The organism is Allobosea psychrotolerans, from assembly GCF_002917105.1.
GTDB classification, from domain to species: Bacteria; Pseudomonadota; Alphaproteobacteria; order Rhizobiales; family Beijerinckiaceae; genus Allobosea; species Allobosea psychrotolerans.
The window spans coordinates 82,755-101,278 of the sequence record NZ_PQFZ01000006.1 but is presented as its reverse complement, the minus strand read 5'-3'; the positions used below and the strand labels follow the sequence as shown (position 1 = coordinate 101,278).

General features: G+C 65.8%; 18 protein-coding genes and 1 tRNA gene. 6 read left to right on the top strand and 13 right to left on the bottom strand.

Going from position 1 to position 18,524, the window contains the following annotated elements; translation table 11 throughout:
* Positions 1 to 129: 129 nt before the first annotated feature.
* The 3 genes from CYD53_RS12430 to CYD53_RS12420 form a co-directional block, all read right to left on the bottom strand.
* Positions 130 to 1,464: a dihydrolipoamide acetyltransferase family protein gene (locus CYD53_RS12430; RefSeq protein ID WP_103718406.1), complete on the bottom strand. Its 1,335-nt coding sequence runs from the start codon at positions 1,462 to 1,464 to the stop codon at positions 130 to 132.
* Positions 1,464 to 2,480 carry an alpha-ketoacid dehydrogenase subunit beta gene (locus tag CYD53_RS12425; protein WP_103718405.1) on the bottom strand — a complete coding sequence of 339 codons (1,017 nt, stop codon included), beginning with the start codon at positions 2,478 to 2,480 and terminating at the stop codon, positions 1,464 to 1,466. The genes CYD53_RS12430 and CYD53_RS12425 overlap by 1 nt, the downstream gene beginning before the upstream one ends.
* Before the next feature lie 150 nt (positions 2,481 to 2,630).
* Positions 2,631 to 3,896, bottom strand: coding sequence for a 3-methyl-2-oxobutanoate dehydrogenase (2-methylpropanoyl-transferring) subunit alpha (locus CYD53_RS12420; protein ID WP_245928211.1), 1,266 nt, complete (start codon positions 3,894 to 3,896; stop codon positions 2,631 to 2,633).
* 551 nt (positions 3,897 to 4,447) lie between these two features.
* On the opposite strand from CYD53_RS12420, the gene CYD53_RS12415 reads away from it, so the two are divergent.
* Positions 4,448 to 4,942: an Lrp/AsnC family transcriptional regulator gene (locus CYD53_RS12415; protein ID WP_103718403.1), complete on the top strand. Its 495-nt coding sequence runs from the start codon at positions 4,448 to 4,450 to the stop codon at positions 4,940 to 4,942.
* 174 nt (positions 4,943 to 5,116) lie between these two features.
* Here CYD53_RS12415 and CYD53_RS12410 read toward each other — a convergent pair whose 3' ends face one another.
* Positions 5,117 to 6,373, bottom strand: a complete 1,257-nt coding sequence (locus CYD53_RS12410; RefSeq protein ID WP_103718402.1) for an aminopeptidase — start codon at positions 6,371 to 6,373, stop codon at positions 5,117 to 5,119.
* An 884-nt stretch (positions 6,374 to 7,257) separates the two neighbouring features.
* Here CYD53_RS12410 and CYD53_RS12405 point away from each other — a divergent pair.
* Both CYD53_RS12405 and CYD53_RS12400 read left to right on the top strand, forming a co-directional pair.
* Positions 7,258 to 7,464, top strand: coding sequence for a hypothetical protein (locus CYD53_RS12405; RefSeq protein WP_103718401.1), 207 nt, complete (start codon positions 7,258 to 7,260; stop codon positions 7,462 to 7,464).
* Between the two features lie 203 nt (positions 7,465 to 7,667).
* Complete coding sequence (locus CYD53_RS12400; protein WP_103718400.1) at positions 7,668 to 8,915, top strand: glycosyltransferase; 1,248 nt, start codon at positions 7,668 to 7,670, stop codon at positions 8,913 to 8,915.
* Between the two features lie 33 nt (positions 8,916 to 8,948).
* Here the strand turns inward: CYD53_RS12400 and CYD53_RS12395 are convergent.
* Positions 8,949 to 9,038, bottom strand: a tRNA-Ser gene (locus CYD53_RS12395).
* A 304-nt stretch (positions 9,039 to 9,342) separates the two neighbouring features.
* Between CYD53_RS12395 and CYD53_RS12390 the strand changes: the two genes are divergently transcribed.
* From CYD53_RS12390 to CYD53_RS12380, 3 genes are all read left to right on the top strand, one after another.
* Positions 9,343 to 10,032, top strand: coding sequence for a 50S ribosomal protein L21 (locus tag CYD53_RS12390; RefSeq protein ID WP_103718399.1), 690 nt, complete (start codon positions 9,343 to 9,345; stop codon positions 10,030 to 10,032).
* Positions 10,033 to 10,132: 100 nt separating this feature from the next.
* Entirely contained in the window at positions 10,133 to 10,399 is a 267-nt protein-coding gene (rpmA, locus tag CYD53_RS12385) for a 50S ribosomal protein L27 (RefSeq protein WP_092171825.1), read from the top strand.
* 153 nt (positions 10,400 to 10,552) lie between these two features.
* Positions 10,553 to 11,203, top strand: coding sequence for a GNAT family N-acetyltransferase (locus CYD53_RS12380; protein ID WP_103718398.1), 651 nt, complete (start codon positions 10,553 to 10,555; stop codon positions 11,201 to 11,203).
* Positions 11,204 to 11,278: 75 nt separating this feature from the next.
* Here the strand turns inward: CYD53_RS12380 and denD are convergent, their stop codons facing one another.
* The 8 genes from denD to CYD53_RS12340 form a co-directional block, all read right to left on the bottom strand.
* Positions 11,279 to 12,262, bottom strand: coding sequence for a D-erythronate dehydrogenase (denD, locus tag CYD53_RS12375; RefSeq protein WP_103718611.1), 984 nt, complete (start codon positions 12,260 to 12,262; stop codon positions 11,279 to 11,281).
* 28 nt (positions 12,263 to 12,290) lie between these two features.
* The gene (locus CYD53_RS12370) at positions 12,291 to 13,037 is read right to left on the bottom strand and encodes an SDR family oxidoreductase (RefSeq protein WP_103718397.1); all 747 of its coding nucleotides are present in this window, start codon (positions 13,035 to 13,037) and stop codon (positions 12,291 to 12,293) included.
* A 16-nt stretch (positions 13,038 to 13,053) separates the two neighbouring features.
* Complete coding sequence (locus tag CYD53_RS30255) at positions 13,054 to 14,190, bottom strand: GNAT family N-acetyltransferase (RefSeq protein WP_181011838.1); 1,137 nt, start codon at positions 14,188 to 14,190, stop codon at positions 13,054 to 13,056.
* Positions 14,187 to 14,513 (bottom strand): hypothetical protein, encoded by a 327-nt coding sequence (locus CYD53_RS12360; protein WP_103718396.1) that lies wholly within the window; start codon positions 14,511 to 14,513, stop codon positions 14,187 to 14,189. Before CYD53_RS12360 ends, CYD53_RS30255 begins: the two co-directional genes overlap by 4 nt.
* On the bottom strand, positions 14,510 to 15,349 hold the full coding sequence (locus CYD53_RS12355) for an isocitrate lyase/PEP mutase family protein (protein WP_103718395.1): 840 nt from the start codon (positions 15,347 to 15,349) through the stop codon (positions 14,510 to 14,512). Before CYD53_RS12355 ends, CYD53_RS12360 begins: the two co-directional genes overlap by 4 nt.
* Positions 15,350 to 15,466: 117 nt before the next feature.
* Positions 15,467 to 16,096, bottom strand: coding sequence for a hypothetical protein (locus CYD53_RS12350; protein ID WP_103718394.1), 630 nt, complete (start codon positions 16,094 to 16,096; stop codon positions 15,467 to 15,469).
* Positions 16,097 to 16,113: 17 nt separating this feature from the next.
* The gene (locus tag CYD53_RS12345; protein ID WP_103718393.1) at positions 16,114 to 17,148 is read right to left on the bottom strand and encodes a zinc-dependent alcohol dehydrogenase; all 1,035 of its coding nucleotides are present in this window, start codon (positions 17,146 to 17,148) and stop codon (positions 16,114 to 16,116) included.
* Between the two features lie 87 nt (positions 17,149 to 17,235).
* A complete protein-coding gene (locus CYD53_RS12340) occupies positions 17,236 to 18,243 on the bottom strand; it encodes a Bug family tripartite tricarboxylate transporter substrate binding protein (RefSeq protein ID WP_181011837.1) in 1,008 nt (335 codons plus the stop codon).
* Between the last annotated feature and the right edge of the window lie 281 nt (positions 18,244 to 18,524).

The window sequence follows — 18,524 nt, the reverse complement described above, 5'->3', positions numbered from 1 at the left end:
AGCTTTGCCCGTCATTGCGAGCGAAGCGAAGCAATCCGGAGGCGGCAGCGCTCCATGTCGCCCTGGATTGCTTCGCTGACGCTCGCAATGACGAAGGGACGCGCGGCATATCATCGAGGACGTCATCACTCAGACATCGATGAACAGCGTAGCCGGATTCTCCAGCAGCTCCTTGAGGCGCTGCACGAAGACGGCGGCGTCCCAGCCGTCGACGACGCGGTGGTCGAAGCTCGACGACAGGTTCATCATCTTGCGCGGCACGAAGGTGGTGCCGTCCCAGACGGGCCGGATCATCATCTTGTTGACGCCGATGATCGCGACCTCCGGATGGTTGATCACCGGCGTCGTCGCGATGCCGCCGAGCGCGCCGAGCGAGGTGATGGTGATGGTCGAGCCGGTGAGTTCGTCGCGCGTCGCGCTGCCGTCCCGCGCCCGCTCGGTGATGCGGTTGAGCTCGATGCCGCAGCCCCAGATGTCGCGCGCCTCGGCATGCTTCACCACCGGCACCATCAGCCCTGTCGGCGTCTGCGTCGCGATGCCGATATGAATGCCGGCATGCTGGTGGATGATGCCCGCATCGTCGTCATAGAGCGCGTTGAGGTTCGGCTGCTCGGAGATCGCCTTCACCATCGCCCGCATCAGGAAGGGCAGCAAGGTGAGCTTAGGGCGTTCGGGCGCAGGCTTCTTGTTCAACGTCGCGCGCAGATCCTCGAGCGGGGTGACGTTGATCTCCTCGACGATGGTGATGTGCGGGATGCGCGACTTCGACAGCGCCATCTTCTCGGCGATCCTGCGCCTGAGGCCGACGACCTTGATGTCGGTGACGGCACTCTTCTGGGACAGGCCAGGCGCGCGCTCGGCCTCGGGACCGCGCAGCAGGAAGGCGTCGAGATCCTCATGCAGGATGCGGCCGGCGGGGCCTGTGCCGGAGAGCTGGCGCAGATCGATGCCGGCCTCGCGCGCCTTCAGGCGCACCGCCGGCGAAGCGAGCGGCTTTTCGCCGGGCGCGCGCCGCGGTGCAGTGTTTTGGGCGGTCGCCTGGACTACGCCGCGCGTGGGCTTGGGCACCGTCATCGCCTTGGGCGGTTCGACGGTTGGTGCGGGTTTTGGCGCTTCGGCTTTCGCGGCCGGGGCTTCGGGCACTGCGACTGGTTTTGAGGCGGGCGTGGGCGCTTCCTTGGGCGCTTCGGGCTCGGCTGCCGGTTCCTCCGCGCCGGCTGCGCCCGCGACCTTGAGCTTCACCAGGGCCGAGCCGATCGCGACGGTGTCGCCGATCTCGGCGCCGATCCAGGTGACCTCGCCATCGACGGGTGAGGGAATCTCGACGGTTGCCTTGTCGGTCATCACGGCGGCGAGCAGATCGTCCTCGCGGATGATGTCGCCGATCTTGACGTGCCATTCGACCAGTTCGGCCTCGGCGATGCCCTCGCCGACATCGGGCAGCTTGATGATGCGCTCGGCCATCAGCGGCTCTCCATGATCTGGCGAAGGGCCGCCCCGACGCGGGCCGGGCCGGGGAAATAGTCCCATTCCTGCGCGTGCGGATAGGGCGTGTCCCAACCGGTGACGCGCATGATCGGCGCTTCGAGATGGTAGAAGCAGTGCTCCTGCACCAGCGCGGTCAGCTCCGCGCCAAAGCCCGAGGTCAGCGTCGCCTCATGCAGCACGATGCAGCGGCCGGTCTTCTGGACCGAGGCCACGATCGCGTCGAGGTCGAGCGGGAGCAGCGTGCGCAGGTCGATCACCTCGGCATCGATGCCGCTCTCCTCGACGGCCGCGAGCGCGACATGGACCATGGTGCCATAGGTCACGATGGTGACGGCTGCGCCCTCGCGGCGGATCGCGGCCTTGCCGAGCGGCAGGACGAAATGCCCGTCGGGCACCTCGCCCAGCTCATGCTTCGACCAGGGCGTCACCGGCCGGTCGTGATGGCCGTCGAAGGGGCCGTTATAGAGCCGCTTCGGCTCGAGGAAGATCACGGGATCCGGATCCTCGATCGCCGCGATCAGCAGGCCCTTGGCGTCATAGGGATTTGACGGCACCACGGTCTTCAGGCCCGAGACATGGGTGAAGAGCGCTTCGGGGCTTTGGCTGTGGGTCTGCCCGCCGAAGATGCCGCCGCCGGTGGGCATGCGGATGACCAGCGGGCAGGTGAAATCGCCGGCCGAGCGGTAGCGCAGCCGCGCCGCTTCCGAGACGATCTGGTCATAGGCCGGATACATGTAGTCGGCGAACTGGATCTCGACGCAGGGGCGAAGGCCATAGGCCGCCATGCCGATCGCGGTGCCGACAATGCCGGCCTCGCTGATCGGCGCGTCAAAACAGCGATTGACGCCATATTTCTGCTGCAGCCCATGGGTGCAGCGGAAGACGCCGCCGAAGAAGCCGACATCCTCGCCATAGACCACGACGTTCTCGTCGCGCCCCATCGCGACGTCCAGGCCTGAGCGGATCGCCTCGATCATCGTCATGCGCGGCATCAGACGAGACCTCCGTCGGTGAGCGCAACAGCCCCGTCATTGCGAGGAGCGAAGCGACGAAGCAATCCAGGCGGACGTCGAGTACTGCCGCTCCTGGATTGCTTCGCTTCGCTCGCAATGACGGGGAGGTTCACACGCGAAACAGCCATCTCACACCCCGATCTGCTGGCGCTGCCGGCGCAGATGCGGCGGCAATTCGGCGTAGACATCCTCGAACATGTCGCGGGCCGAGGGTTTCGAGCCGGAATGCAAGGTGCCGAAGCTCTCGGCTTCCTTCTGGGCTGCGATGACAGTCTCGAGGATCTCGGCCTCGGTCTGCTTGTGGCGCTCCTCCGACCAGGCCCCCGCCGCGATGAGATGGTTCTTCAATCGGATCAGCGGATCGCCCAGCGGCCAGCCATCCGATTCATGTTTCGGCCGGTAGGCAGAGGGGTCGTCGGAGGTCGAATGTGCGCCGGCGCGATAGGTCACGTATTCGACCAGCGTCGGCCCGAGATTGCGCCGCGCCCGCTCGACCGCCCATTGCGCCACGGCGTAGACCGCGAGGTAGTCATTGCCGTCGACCCGCAGCGCCGGGATACCGAAGCCAAGGCCCCGCGCCGCGAAGGTGCCCGAGCCGCCGCGCGCGATGCCCTGGAAGGTCGAGATCGCCCACTGGTTGTTGACGACGTTAAGGACGATGGGCGCCTTGTAGGTGGAGGCGAAGACGAGAGCGGCGTGGAAGTCGGATTCCGCCGTCGAGCCGTCGCCGACCCAGGCGGCCGCGATCCTGGTGTCACCCTTGATGGCCGAGGCCATCGCCCAGCCGACGGCCTGGACGAACTGGGTGGTGAGATTGCCCGAGATCGAGAAGAAGCCGTGCTCTTTCGATGAATACATCACCGGCAATTGCCGACCCTTCAGCGGGTCGCGCTCATTCGAGTAGATCTGGCACATCATGTCGACGAGCGGGTAGTCGTGGGCGATCAACAGCCCGGCCTGGCGATAGGTCGGGAAGTTCATGTCGCCGGGCGAGAGCGCAATGCGGAAGGCGCAGCTCACCGCCTCCTCGCCGGTGTGCTGCATGTAGAAGGAGGTCTTGCCCTGGCGCTGGGCCATCTGCATGCGGGCGTCGAAGCTGCGCAGCGTCATCATATGGCGCAGGCCGCGGATCAAATCGTCATGGCCGAGCTCCGGAACCCAGGGACCGACGGCCTGTCCCTCGCGATCGAGCACGCGGATGATCGAATAGGCGAGGTCGCGAATCTCCTTGGGGTCGACATCGACCGGCGGGCGGCGCACCGAGCCGGCCTCCGGAATCACGACATTGGAGAAATCGGGCTTGCCGCCGGGCCGGCTCGCCGGCTCCGGCACATGGAAATGCAAGGGCGTTTGCGAGCTGGGCGTTTGCGGGCTCATGGGTGTTTGCGAACTCATGGTCGCACTCCTGCAAGGGCGGGCAACATGCCTCGCCGCCGGTCCCGGGGCAGATCAAACGCCCGCTCACGGCCGATGTCCACGGGGACCGGCGCGACGCGGCGGCGTGGAATGGCGAGGGCAAAGCGTATGGTGTTGGTCGTGAACCACGCCGTCATTCCGGGGCAGGCCGTAGGCCTGAGCCCGGAACCCAGAGCCGATGCGCTTTGCCGCGGGGGCGATGATATCCACGAACCTCTCGAGCACCCGCATCGGTTCTGGGTTCCGGGCTCTTCGCTCCGCGAAGCCCCGGAATGACGGAGAGGTTCCACGACAAGACTGTAATGTCTGGAGAGGTGTGGGCAGACGACAGCGCGGTACGCGGCGTCGGCAGCGCTGCCGGCCGGTTCCATGATCACGATCCGCCTCTGCGTGCGCTTCGTCACCGTTCTCTCCCCTCGGCCAAAAGGCTAGCCCGTCCCAGGAAAAGAAACCTCCCGTAAATGCCCGCCTCATGGCATTCTGGCAGAATGATCTTCTGTAGCTTGCACTTTTGACAGAATGGATTTCCGATGGCTGCGAAACCCAAGCGCGCTGACGATCTCGACGCCATTGACCGGCGGATTCTGTCGGCGCTGCGGGCCGATGGGCGCCTGACCACGCAGGCGCTGGCGGAGAAGGTCGGGCTCTCGCCCTCGCCCTGCTGGACGCGGGTCAAGCGGCTTGAGGAGAGCGGCGTCATCGAGAACTATGTCGCGGTGCTCAACCACGGCGCGCTCGGGCTCAGCAACACCGTCTTCGTCGAAGTGACGCTCGACAAGCATGACGACAAGGTGCTCGACCTGTTCGGCGAGGCGCTGGCGCGGACGCCGGAGGTCGTCGAGGCCTATCTCGTCACCGGCGACTATGATTTTCTGGTCAAGGTCATGGTCAGCGGCACCGACCATTACGAGCGCTTCCTGCGCGAGACGCTCTATCGCCTGCCCGGCATCCGGCAGACGCGGACGACCTTCGGGTTGAGGGCGTTGAAGCGCGCCATCTCGGTCGACCCGCTGCAGATGCGTTGAGCGCCGATCTGCTTGGAAAGGTGAGCCCTCATCCTGAGGAGCCATTCCCAAGGGAATGGCGTCTCGAAGGATGTTCCGGGAGGCTCCGTAACCATCTGGAGCATCCTTCGAGACGCCGGCGCGCGGCTCCTCAGGATGAGGGCTCAGGACATGTCCAAACGGTTTCTGAGCGGCTTACGCCCACTCGCCTTGTCTGAAGACCGGCACGGCGGTGCCGTCGGTATGCAGGCCGTCGATGTCGACCTGGTCGGAGCCGATCATCCAGTCGATATGGATGAAGCTCTTATTGCCGCCCTGCTCGGCGATCTGCTCCGGCGTCAGCTTCGCGCCGTCGATGAAGCATTTCGAATAGCACTGGCCGAGCGCGATATGGCAGGCGGCGTTCTCGTCGAAGAGCGTGTTGAAGAACAGCAGCCCGCTTTTCGAGATCGGCGAGGAGTGCGGCACCAGGGCGACCTCGCCGAGGCGGCGCGAGCCCTCATCGGTATCGAGCACCTTGTTGAGGACCTCCTCGCCGCGCGTGGCCTTGGCCTCGACGATGCGGCCCTGCTCGAAGCGCACCGCGATGTTGTCGATCAGCGTGCCCTGATAGGAGAGCGGCTTGGTGCTGGAGACATGGCCCTGGACACGCCGGGCATGGGGCGTGGTGAAGACCTCTTCGGTCGGAATGTTGGCGTTGCAGGTGACGCCGTTCCTGGCGGTAGAGGAGCCGCCCTGCCATTCATGGCCGTCGCCCAGTCCGACCGTCAGATCCGTACCGGGCCCACGGAAGCGAAGCGCCTGGAAGCGCTGCGCGTTGAGCCATTCCCTGCGATGGCGCAGCGCGGCGTTATGGGCGGTCCAGGCCGCGATCGGATCGTCGAGATCGACCCGCGAGGCCGCGAAGATGGCGTCGGCGAGCTTGGCGACCGCGATCTCCTCGGCATCGCCGGGAAAGACCTGCCTGGCCCAGGACGCGCTGGGATAGGCGAGGATGTTCCAGTTGATGTCGAAGCCGGTGATCTTCTCCAGGGCGGGACGATAGGCGATGGAGTTGGCCTTGCTGGCGCGCCCGACCTTGGCTGCGTCCTCCCCCGAGAGCAGCATCGGATTGTCGCCGACGACGGCGAGCCGCGCCGTATTGCTGGCGAAGGCTTTTGCAACGCCCTCATAGAGCCAGCCGGCGGCACGGTCGAAGCTCTCATCGGGCGCGAAGCGGTAGCGCGCCAGCGTGATCTCCTCATCCGAGAAGATCGGCGTCACCAGGCCGGCGCCGGCCCTGTAGGCATGCTCGGCGATGCGGCGCACCAGCGGCAGCGCGGCGATCGGCGCCGTCAGGAACAGATCCTGGCCGGGCTGCAGGTTGAGCCCGACCCGGATGGCGACTTGGGCGAGCTTGTCGAGCTTCACGGGGTCGATCGCAGGAGAGGTGGCGGTCTGGTGCATGGTCATGAAAGATGGTCCGGCTCAGATTCGGGCAAGGCGCCCATTGCTCGTGGAAATCGCCGCGGGGTCAACCTCGCTGCGCCCCGGGCCGGCGGCTGAAAGGCGGCGCTGCGATGAAAAGCGCGTGAGCGCCGGATCAAGCGCCTTGTCGATGCGTTGCGTCTTCCGACAACTGAAATGCGCCGCGACGACTATCGAGGCGGACGCGCAGGGCCGGGCGGCGGAACAAACGAAGGCGCTGCCAGACAGGCGCAAAACAGGAGGCTCGGCATGGGGACGACACTAGCTGGGTGGAGCGAGGCGCGATGAGGCTGAAGCCCGCATTGTCGCTGGCGCTCTTGCTGGCGCTGTTCGCCGCGCTTCCGGCGACTGCGCAACTTGTCGGGACGCCTGGCAATGGTCCGCTCACGCCCGATGGACCTCGGCGCGGGCTCGGTCCGCCCTCGATCACCGATCATGTGCCTGATCTTCGATTGCATTCGGATGGAGGCGGCATTCCCGGCGCGGGGCCGCCGATCGATTACGGCCGCCGCGACAGCAGCCCCTATGGGCGCCCGCAATCGCTGGGGCATTTCGGCGCCGGGACAAACCAAGCCGCGCGGCTCGGTCGTCGCTGCCAGAGCGAGCGGCGGGTTTGCGTCCTGGCGAGCCCGGCGCCTGTCGGAACCGGATGCTCATGCCGTGTGCCAACTGGCGGGCGGGCGCGAGGTCAGGTTGTCCGGTGAGGTCTGGAACGTGGCCAGAGGTTCGCATCGGAGTCGAGCGGCGGCCGTTAAGGCGCAGGCCGCGCCGAGGTCACCAAATGAATGATTGTGAGATAGCGCACCGCTTGTGGAAGCCGCGTGGCGGACTATCTCTCATTCAAAGGGGTCACTTGGCGGAGGGATAGAATGCTCCACGAGAGACTGAGGGAGTTCCGGTGCAAATCGGTCGAGAAAGCGCGGGAAGCAGGCATCCCGGCTTATTTTCTCGATGAATCCGAGGGCGTTCTGCGTGTCCTGCCGGACGGCAGGAAAGAGCGCATCCTGGTCAGCGAAGGGCTGCCGGTCGTCCTGCCGGTAGGCCAGATGCCATTTCGGCAGGTCAGGCCAAGCTGATGGCCGTCAGCCCATAGCAGTGCTCTGCACGCGGCCGCGTGCGTCGTCGAGGTTCGCCTGTGACGGCGCAATTTGGCTAAAGAGAGAGGCGGGCTGCGAACGGCGACGATGGGCGCCATGTCTACGCTATAGGACCGGGAGGTAGCCAGGACGCTACTGTCTTTGGATCGATCAACCTGATGGCATGATAAAGAGGAAGCCGGGTGCGCGTAGCAATCGAGACACTCGGCACCAGAGGCGACGTGCAGCCCTATATCGCGCTTGCGTTGGGGTTAGTCGGGCGTGGTCATGAGGTACAGATAGCAGGACCCGTCCAGTTCGACGTCATGGTTCGCGAATACGGCATCGCCTTTGCTGCGCTTCCAGGTGAGTTCCTGGCGCTGATGGACTCGCCGGAAGGCAAAGCTGCGATAGCTGGCGGTCGAGGCTTCAGCGCCGGGCTCAAACTCTTGAAGCATGTGCGTCCGCTGATGCGGCGCCTGCTGGATGACGAGTGGGCCGCCGTCAAGGCTTTCGACCCCGATGTGATCGTCCACCATCCCAAGTCGATTGCGGCGCCACACATTGCCGAAGCCCTTGCATGTCCGCACATGCTTGCATCGCCGCTGCCGGGCTTTACGCCAACCTCGGCCTTTCCCAGCCCCATGCTTCCGTTTGCTTCCCTGGGGCCGCTGAACCGCGCCAGTCATGCGCTAGCGATCAAGGGGGCGGATTTCCTGTTCGGCAAGCAGATTCGCGACTGGCGGGAAACATCGCTGGGGCTCGCGCACCGCCGTTCTGATGCTGGCGCGTCCTTGGGCTCTCTCTATGCCTATAGTCCGCATGTCGTTCCGGTTCCGCCCGATTGGGGCCGCGATGTGCTCGTCAGCGGCTATTGGTTCCTCGACAGCGAGACGTGGCGACCGCCCGACGCGTTGACGGCATTCCTCGATGCCGGTGAGCCGCCGATCTATATCGGCTTCGGCAGCATGCCCGGGCTCGATCCCGGGAGAATGACTACGATCATCATCGAGGCTCTCGCGAAAACCGGCAAACGCGGTTTGCTAGCGACTGGTGGCGGGGCACTGGAGGCGCGGGACGTACCTGGCAACGTCCACATCATCGCTGGTGCGCCGCACGACAGGTTGTTTCCGCGGGTTGCAGCGACCATCCATCATGGTGGCGCTGGAACCACCGCGGCGTCTCTCCGCGCAGGTAAACCCACTGCCATCTGTCCGTTCTTCGGCGATCAGCCGTTCTGGGGAAGGCGTATCGCGGAGCTGGGCGTAGGCCCTCAGGTTCTCAACCGAAAAACTTTGTCAGTCGAAAGCCTCGCGGCGGCGATTGCCGCGATGGACGACCAGCAGATGCGCCACCGGGCATCCACTCTCGGCATCGCGATCCAACAGGAAGATGGAATCACCGCTGCGGTGAAATTCATCGAGAGCAGAGCAACCGGGCAAACCGTCTAACCAGCTGCCCATAAGACGGCGATCGGCAGTGAATGGCGGACAGGGAGGGATTTGAACCCCCGATACCCTTGCGGGTATGCCGCATTTCGAGTGCGGTGCATTCAACCACTCTGCCACCTGTCCGCGGTCGCACTTCGTCGAAGCGGGCTGGTTACTACACGCCACATCGGGCGGAGACAAGCCTAGGCAGCGTCATAAATCGGCAAGCTCGGCGTGCTTTTGCTTGACCTCGCCTAGCCCAAGGACTATCGAGCCTCGTCCGGCGTGGGGAAACCCGCGCCCGATCTCTTTTGGCGTTCTGGTTTCGCGTTTCGCGTGCCGCACCCGACAGAGCAAACCAAACCACGCAACCGACTGCCAAAAAGCTGTCCCGCGTGCGCCCCCTCCGGGGGCCATGACAGGGCAGGGCTGAACATGGAGAACAATGATGTTCGCAGTCATCAAAACCGGCGGCAAGCAGTTCCGCGTCGCCGCGAACGATGAAATCACCATCGCCAAGCTCGTTGGAGAGCCTGGCGACACCGTCGCCTTCGGCGAGGTGCTGATGCTGACCGATGGCGAGAAGTCGACCGTCGGCGCGCCCTTCCTCGGCGACATCACCGTCGCCGGCGAGATCGTCAAGCAGGCGCGCGGCGAGAAGGTCATCGCCTTCAAGAAGCGCCGCCGCCAGAACTCGAAGCGCAAGCGCGGCTTCCGCGCCGAGCTGACGATCGTGCGCATCACCGACATTCTCACCGGCGGCAAGAAGCCGGAGATGAAGAAGGGCGATGCTTCGGCTGTCGCGCTGAAGGCTGCCTCGCCCGCGACCAAGGGCAAGGCCGAGCCGAAGGCCGCCAAGAGCGCTGCCAAGGCCGAGGGCCTCGACGCTTCGAACCTCTCGCTGATCTCGGGCGTCGGCCCGACCATCGAGAAGAAGCTGCGCGCCGCCGGCATCGTCTCGTGGAACGAGATCGCCGCCTGGAGCGAGGCCGATGTCGCCAAGTGGGACGAGGAGCTGAAGCTCCGCGGCCGCGCCACCCGCGAAGAATGGGTCGAGCAGGCCAAGGAACTCCTGGCCGGCAAGCCCCCGCGGGCCAAGGCTGATCAGGCCGAACTGGCGTCCGGCGAGGATTACTGACAGCTCCTGTCAGGCATCCCCGCAGTTTCATCTCCGAACCCGGTGGCTTTTGCCGCCGATTCGGGTTAAGCAGGCTACAGAGTTTTTGAGGTAGGGCGTTATGGCTCACAAAAAGGCAGGCGGTTCGTCCCGCAACGGTCGCGACTCCGAAAGCAAACGCCTCGGCGTGAAGCGCTTCGGCGACCAGGCGGTCGTTCCCGGCAACATCATCATCCGCCAGCGCGGAACCAAATGGCACGCGGGCGTGAACGTCGGCATGGGCAAGGATCATACCTTGTTCGCGCTCACGTCCGGCCGCGTCCGATTCATTACGAAGCTCGGCCGAGCTTTCGTGAACGTAGTCCCGGCCCAACAGGCCGCAGAATAAACGGCGGATAGGGAATTTCCTCGATCCGCCGGTTCCACCGAACCGGATCGGATCAAGGGTCTAAACCCTAAGCGGGTTTCCCGAAGGTCAAGGAAAAGGGGAGGTGGGACAAAATCCCAGCTCCCTTTTTCGTTTGCGCCGACGGAGAGACCGATGTTCCCCGAATTGACCCGCGACGATGTCTTCCGGCTCGAGACCCGCCGTCTCTGGCTGCGCTGGACCCGCATGGCCGATGCGTCCGCCATCCTGCGTCTCGCGGGGGAAAAAGCCGTGGCCGAGATGACGGCCGCGATTCCGCATCCTTATCCGGTCGAGGCGGTCGAACCCTTCATCTTCGCGATGCGCAAGGGCAATGCGCTGGGTGAGCACCTCGTGCTGGCGATCACGCCGCGCGCCAAGCCCAACGAGCTGATCGGCATGATCGGCGCGCATAAGCAGGCGACGGGCATCCCCTTCATCGGCTACTGGCTCGGCACCCCGTATTGGGGCAAGGGCTTTGCGACCGAGGCCGTGCAGGCGCTGATCGACACGCTGTTCACGCTTGTCGACGTGCCGGCGATCGATGCCGACACCCGCGTCATCAACCCGGCCTCGCGCCGTGTGCTGGAGAAGTCCGGCTTCCGGCAGGAGGGCTCGTTCCTCAAGTCGCTGCCGGCGCGTGGCGGGCTCTTCCCCTGCGAGCAGTTCCGGCTCGACCGTTCGACCTGGTCGGCGCTGAAGAGCTGGGGCTCGAGCGGCTGGGCGCATGCGCCCGACCTGACGCCGGAGATCGAGGCGGCATCCGGCGAGCCCTGCCCGGCATGACAACAGGAAAGGCCCCGGAGCGATCCGGGGCCTTTCTCTTGCTTGGGTGCCTGACCTGCGCGGAGACAGGCGGCTTTACCTGACGAAGTTTCCGCCCAGTTCGTCCTCGATATGGATGCGGATGATCTCCTCGAAGCTCGATTCAGCGGTGAAGCCGAGCGCGGTCGCCCGCTGCGGATCGAAATTGCGCGGCCAGCCGGCGACGATGCCATCGATCACCGGATCGGGCACGCGCTTGATGCGCGCTACGACGCCATCACCCGCGACCTTGCGCAAGGCCTCGATCTGCTCGGCGACGGTGCAGGAATAGCCGGGCATGGTCAGGTTGCGGCGCGGGCCGATCGCGGCTGTATCCATCGTCGCGGCATGAGTGAGGAAGCCGACCGCCGAGCGCGGCGAGGCGTGCCAATGGCGCACCTGGTCGGAAACCGGCAACACGGCGTCGATGCCGTTGAGTGGTTCGCGGATGATGTTGGAGAAGAAACCGGAGGCCGCCTTGTTGGGCGTGCCCGGCCTGACGCAGATCGTCGGGAAGCGGACGCCGACGCCGTCGAAGAAGCCGCGGCGGCTATAGTCCGACAGCAGCAATTCGCAGATCGCCTTCTGCGTGCCGTAGCTCGTCAGCGGCGTGGTGAAGAACTCGTCTTCGATCTTGTCGTGGAAGGGCGCGCCGAACACGGCGACCGAGGATGTGAAGACCAGGCGCGGCTTGTAGCCGTCGCCGGCCTTGCGGATCGCCTCGAAGAGATGGCGCGTGCCGTCGAGATTGATGCGGTAGCCCTTGTCGAAATCGGCCTCGGCTTCGCCGGAGACGACGGCAGCAAGATGCACGATCAATTCCGGGCGCGAGGCGATCAGCGCTTCGGCCTCGCCCTCATTGGCGAGGTCGGAGACCACGGCGTCGAAGATGAAGGGGCAGGCCGCAGGCGCAGTCGCGGCGACGACGTCCTGCGCCGTGACCTTGTCGATCGGCTTGCCGCCGAGCTCGCCGCTATGGGCCAGGCGTTCGATGAATTTGCGGCCGACCATGCCGGCGCCGCCGAGAACGAGAATATGCATCGTCTTGTCCTTCAGTTCGTGCCGCGCGTCAGAGCGCGAAGCCGCCATCGGCAAGATGGATCTGGCCGGTGGTGTAGCTCGCCTCGTCGGAGGCAAGATAGACCGCAAGCCAGGCGATCTCCTCGGCCGTGCCGAGCCGGCCCATGGGCTGGCGATCGATGAAGGCCTGTCGGGCCGCAGCCTCGCTGGTCTTGGTCAGCGCAGCCAGGTCCTTGATGCGGTGATCGAGCGAGGGCGACTGGATCGTGCCCGGGCAGATCGCGTTGGCGCGAATGCCCTTCTTGATGTAGTCGGCCGCCACCGCCTTGGTCAGGCCGATCACGGCTGCCTTGGTCGCACCATAGACATAGCGGTTCGGAATGCCGCGCACCGAGCCGGCGCCCGAGGCGATGTTGACGATCGAGCCCTTGCCGGCGGCGAGCATGCCGGGGACGAAGGCCTTGATCGTGCGGTGCATCGACTTGACGTTGAGGTCGAAGGAGAACTCCCAGGCCTTGTCGTCGCATTCCAGGATCGTGCCGTGATGCACGAAGCCGGCGGCATTGACGAGGATGTCGATGGTGCCGACCTTCTCGGCGAAGGCCTCGACCGCCTTGGTCGAGAGCACGTCGAGCTTGCGCTTCTTCGCTTTCGGAATGCCCTCCAGCAAGGCGACATCCTTGTCGGTCGCATAGACCGTCGCGCCCTCGGCGACGAAGGCTTCGGCGATTGCGCGGCCGATGCCCTGTCCGGCCGCGGTGACGACCGCAACCTTGCCCTTCAAACGTCCTGCCATGGTATTTCGTCCCTGTTCAGCCGGCTTTTTGCAGTTGCTTGCGCATATGAGTGAGCCGCCGGTCGGCCAACTCCTGATGATGGGTGATCACGTAGCCGAGCCGCTCGTACCAGCTGATGCGCTGGGTCAGCTTGGCGTGGGTGTAGAGGTGGACCGCGTCGAATTGCAGCGCCCGGGCGCGCGCATCGGCAAAGTCCATGAGCGCGCGGCCGAGCCGGCGCCCGGCCGCTTCGGGCGCGACAGCGATGCTCCAGAGCGTGAACTTGCCGTCCTCGATCTCAAGCACGAGCGCCGCCTCGAGCCCGCTTGCACCGTCGGCCAGCCAGACTTCGTGCTCGGCGACGACCTGGGCATAATCGGCGATGCGCGGCAGCGAAGGCACGCCGATGATGCTCTCATTGGGCGTGTAGGCCGCGTTCTTCAGCGCCAGGATTGCCGGAATGTCGTTCGTGGTGGCGCGGCGCAGCGGGACCGTGCCGGCAAGCGCCGTCGGCTGGTTGAAGGCGGAGAGGGAGAGCTTCTGCGCGCCGTTCGCTTCGAAATTCTCCGGCGCGAGCCAGCGCCGGAAGCCCTGTGCGCGGACCGGCCACTCGCTGTCGAGGATCGAGAACCAGGCGGTGTCGCGGTTCCTGCCCTTGACCACCATGTGCTGGCGGAACAGCCCCTCATATTGGAAGCCGAAGCGCAAGGCGGCGCGCTTGGAGGGCTCGTTCAGGTTGTTGCACTTCCATTCGAAGCGGCGATAGCCGAGCGAGAAGCCGTATTCGCCGCAGAGATAGATCGCCTCGGTGGCGACGCGCGTCTTCTGCAGCAGCGGTGAATAGGTGATGTAGCCGACTTCGAAGACGCCGTGCTCGGGACGAATCTCCATCAACCAGAGATGGCCCTTGGCCTTGCCGTCAGCCTTGTCGATGACTGCGAAGGGCACGATGCCGGCCTTGCTCGCCATCATCTCGAGCAATTCGCGATAGCTCTCGCGCGATTGCGGCGGATGGGCCGGCATCCAGTCCCAGATGTGGTCGTGACCCTGGTTCACCGCCCAGATGTCGTCGAGATGGCGGGCGGGATCGATCGGCTCGAGCCGGCAATACTGGCCTTCGAGCACCTTGGCGGGCGGGAAGGGCGGGGCCTTCCAGTCGAGCAGCGTCGTCATGGTTGGGTCGTCTCCCGCCAGCCGTTCAAATCCGTCGTCACCGTCCAGCTCGCACCGAGCTCCTCGCGGATCGCCTCGGCCAGCGCTATGCCCTCGGCCTCCCAGGCCAATTGTTCGACGGCGTCGGGAAAGCGCGAGCGGGCTTCGTTGTCTTCTTCATAGATCGCGTCAAAGGCATCCATCCAGGCCTCCAGCCTGTCCGCAAGGTCCTCGGACAGGCCGATATCCTCGGCATCGACCGGTTTGCGCTTGCCCCTGGCGTCGAGCGTCCAAAGGCCGCTCAGGCCGAGCCAGGCCGGTGCGATCAACAGCGTGCCGCTCACGAGCGGGCCTTCAGGTCAGCGGTGAAGAACGGGTTCAACGGCGCGGAGGGCCCGTTGCCGGCAAAACCCTTGAAGCTGCCCTCGTCCCGAATCAGCCGGGTTGCCTCGATGAAGGCGGCCCAGGCTGCGCGCGCCAAGGCTCCGCCGATCGAAATGCGGCGAATGCCGAGCGCGGCGATCTCCGGCACGGTGAGGCCGAAATCGCCATAGATCAACTGGTTGACCGGCTTGCCACCGGCAGCCGCGACGATCGTCGCGATCTCGTCCTTCGTCTTCGGGCCCGGCGCATAGAGCACGTCGGCGCCGGCCTCGGCATAGGCCGCGATGCGCCGCGCCGCTTCGGTCAGCGCATCGGGGTGGCCGGTGAGGAAGCATTCGGCCCGTGCCGTCAGCACCACGCCGGAGCCGGTCTCGTCGATGGCCCGCCGCGCCGCCTTGATGCGCTCGAGCGCCAGTGCGAACGGGTAGAGCGGTTCATCCGGCCGGCCGGTCGCGTCCTCGATCGAGAGGCCGGCGACCCCGGTCGCGATGCACAGCTTGGTGTTGGCCGCGACGCCGTCGGGCGTATCGGCATAGCCGTTCTCGAAATCGGCATTGACCGGCAGATCCGGCACCGCCTTCACCATCTCGGCGATGTGGGCGAGCATCATGTCGCGCGGTACGTCCTGGTCGGCGCGGCCTTGCGTGAAGGCGAAGCCCGCGCTCGTCGTCGCCAGCGCCTTGAAGTCCTGGCCACGCAGCCAGCGCGCCGAGCCGAGATCCCATGGGTTGGGCATCACGAAGCAGCCGGCCTCGTGCAGCTTGCGAAAGGCGTCGACCTGAGGGGAGTAGGCCATTTTAAATCGTTTCAAATCGGCTTGTTCGGGGCAGCCATACTGTCCGGCAAGAGCGCTCTTGTCAGCCCTTCCTTTCATGCGCAAGCGCTCGCCCCGAATGCGCCTCAGGCATGAGCCTCAATAGGCGAGGATCAGATCATAGACGCTGCGTTCGAGCACCGGCCCACTCAGGCGATTGGCGATCGATTTGAGCGTGGCCGTCAGCCTGGCGCCATCGGTTCCGCTCAGCATCGCGGCCGCGTGCCGGACCGAGGCGGCGGGGTCGGGGGCGAAGGCGGGATGAGGCAGGGTGTCCTGGGAGGCTCCGATGCGCAGCGCGGCGATGCCGCTTTGCCCGATCATCGCCGCGAGAGCCGCGATGTCGTCCTGGACGCCATCCTCGCGCGCCACCCAGCGCAGAAAGCCGAGATGGCTGCCGCAGCCGGCGCCGAAGCGGGCGCGCTCGCGATAGACGAAGCGGCGGAAGTCGCCCATCAGCGGGCGCATGAGGCGCGAGGCCGGCGTCGGATTCGCCAGCAAGTGACGATATTCCGGGGTTTCCAGCGCGCCGGGGCTGTCGAGATCGTAGAGCGTCAGGAAGCGGCGGTCCTGTCCGCGGCCGCGCACGAAACGCCGGCCGCCGAGGAAGCCGGGCATGGTCAAACGCTCCGGCACATGCTCGAAGCTGTGCCAGGCCTCGTAGTCTGCGAGCGCCGCCGGCTCGACCGAATTGGCGATGACGAGGAAGCCGGCTCCGCGCCAGTCCATGCCAGCTCCGTTCGCGGTCATGGCCGCAGCATGATCTTGGAAGCGGATCGGTTCTTGGCGCGCGCGAAGGCAGCCGGCGCCTGCGCCAGCGCGACCTCCTCCGTGATCATGTGGGAGACGCGCGCACCATGCGCGGCGAGGTAGCCGAGCACGCGCGGCCATGTCGCCAGGGGCGCGCGATAGGAGCCGCGGATCTGCTGGTGGCGCCTGACCAATGTCGTCAGATCGACAGTGGCCGGGTTGTCATGGATGCCGCAGATCGTCAGGACCCCGCGCAAAGCGAGCAGGTCGAGCGCCTCGCCGACAAGCGTCGGCACGCCGGCGGCCTCGATGATCCGGTCATAGGACAATGGCAATCCGGCCCGTTCCAGGCCCTGGCGCAGCGAGATGCCGGCCGTGTCGAGCGTATCGCCGAAGCCCATCTCGCGCAGGGTCGCCAGGCGCGCGGCGTCGTCATGTCCGGCGATGACGATGCGGCTGGCGCCGGCCGCCTCGGCGAAGAGCGCGATGCCTTGGCCGATCGTGCCGGGGCCGATGATGAGCACGCTGTCGCCTTGCTTCACTCCGGCGGTATCGACAGCCTCGGCCGAGACGGTCATCGGCTCGGTCAAGGCGGCGAGCGCGTCGGTGAGTGCCTCGGGCACCGGCACGCAGTTCTCGGCAGGTATGCAGGCGAAGGCGGCGAAACCGCCGTCGCGCATGATGCCGATGCCGCGCCGCGTGACGCAATCCTCCGCCCGTCCGGTGCGGCAGCGCTGGCATTGGCCGCAGACCACAGAGGGCCGGATCACGACCCGGTCGCCGAGCTTGAGGTCCGAGACGTCCTCGCCCAGACGGGCGATGCTGCCGGCGAATTCATGGCCCATCGTCACCGGCATCGCCTGCGCCATCGCGGCATAGCCGGCGGTCCAGCCGGCGATGTGGAGGTCGGTGCCGCAGATGCCTGCGGCCGCGACCGCGACGACGACTTCGTCAGGGCCGGGCGCGGCCGGTTCGGGAACCTCGCACAGGGCGATCCCCGGCTCGGGCGCGAGTTTTCGAAGCGCTAGCATGCCCCCGTCCCTGTCGAAATCGCTCTAGGCCTTTGTTTGAACGCGTTTTCTTGACGCGAACCGGTATCCGCTTCGCGCGAAAACGCTCTATTCGCCCTTGATGCCGGCTGCCTTGATCACGCCGGCCCAGGTCTGCGCATCCCTAGCCATGAAGCTTGCGAGCGCCTCGGTGGTGTCGGGCGCAGGTTCCGCGCCGATCTCGATCAGCCGGGCGGTGATCTCCGGCTTGGCAAGGGCGCCGTTCACCGCCGCGTTGAGGGTCGCGACCACGGCGGGCGGCGTGTTCTTCGGCGCCACAAGCGCGACCCAGGCGGAGAGGTCGTAGCCGGCATAGCCCTGCTCGGCGACGGTCGGGATATCGGGCAGCAGGCGCGTACGCTTGGCCGTGGTGACGCCGAGCGCCCGCAAGGTCCCGGCCTTCACATGAGCGGAGGCGCCGGCCAGCGTCGAGAACATCACGTCGATATTGCCGCTCATCGCATCGGTCAGGGCCGGAGCCTCGCCGCGATAGGCGACATGCAGGACCGGAGCGCCGGAGACGAGCCCGAAGACCTCGCCGGCGAGATGCGCCACGGTGTTGGCGCCGCCCGAGCCGAAGGTGATCGGCGTGCCGCGCGTCTTGCCCAGCGCCTCGAGCTCCTTCATCGTCGTGGCCGGCAGTTTCAAGCCCGATGTCACCACGAAGGGCAGCTTGGCGATCATCGCCACGGGGACGAGATCGGTCTTCCAGTCGAAGGGCAGGCTGGTGCGCAACGCCGGGTTGATCACCATGGTGGTGGGCGCGGCGAGCAGCGTGTAGCCGTCGGGCTCGGCCTTGGCGACGGCCTGCGAGCCGAGCACCGTGCCGGCGCCGCCGCGGTTCTCGATGACGAGGCGCTGCTTGAGGATGTCGCCGGCGGCTTCCGCCACGACACGCACTACGACATCGACGCCACCGCCGGCTGCGAAGGGCACGATCAGCTGCATCACGCGCGTGGGATAGGTCTGCGCAAAGGCGGGCCGCGCTGTCGCGCTCCCCAGGATCGCCAGGGCGCCGGTCAGAGCCGCGCGGCGTGAGATCGTATTGCACCCATGGGCGCCGTCGCATTCGGTCATGGTCATCCTCCCCGGATCAGTTCTGTTTTTCGCTAGAACAATTTCCGATCCGATTGGATCATTCAGTTGCTCCAGCTCTTTGTTTTGACGCGTTTTCTTCACGCGAACCGGTGCCCACTTCGCTTGAAAACGCTCAAGAGCCGGATGATTTCAGCTGGGATCATCGAGTGATCTCAGCTGAAATCTGAATCCGTCTCTCATCTAAGAGTTAGAGCAGGATCGGTGCGAAAAACCGGTACCCACTTTTTCGCATCCTGCTCTAGCGGCGAGAAAGCCAGCGA